The organism is Pantoea sp. USMM079 (assembly GCF_037153115.1).
Classification (GTDB): domain Bacteria; phylum Pseudomonadota; class Gammaproteobacteria; order Enterobacterales; family Enterobacteriaceae; genus Pantoea; species Pantoea communis.
Genome location: NZ_JBBCKX010000102.1, coordinates 1 through 223, shown reverse-complemented (window position 1 = coordinate 223; position 223 = coordinate 1). Strand labels below are relative to the sequence as shown.

General features: G+C 45.7%; 1 protein-coding gene. It reads right to left on the bottom strand.

What is annotated here, in order from left to right; all coding sequences use genetic code 11:
* Nucleotides 1-223 (bottom strand): MipA/OmpV family protein (locus WFP70_RS26905; RefSeq protein WP_337024918.1); only part of this gene is annotated, 223 nt, incomplete at both ends.

The following is a 223-nucleotide window of genomic DNA, read 5'->3' as shown; positions in this document are numbered from 1 at the left end:
GCGAAATAGTAGTACCGGTATCCCAGCTATTTCGGTCTGATGATGATTCAGATGAAGAAACGCCTCCAAAATAGTAATTTGCCAGTTTGTCGCTGCGAACGACAGCACCCAAACCTGGCATTACAAGCAATTGATCCCAGACGATTGGAAAATCAGCCCAAACCAGTAACTCCTGTCCATTACTATGGCCTGTCACATCAGAAACAATACGGGTTGTCAGCAG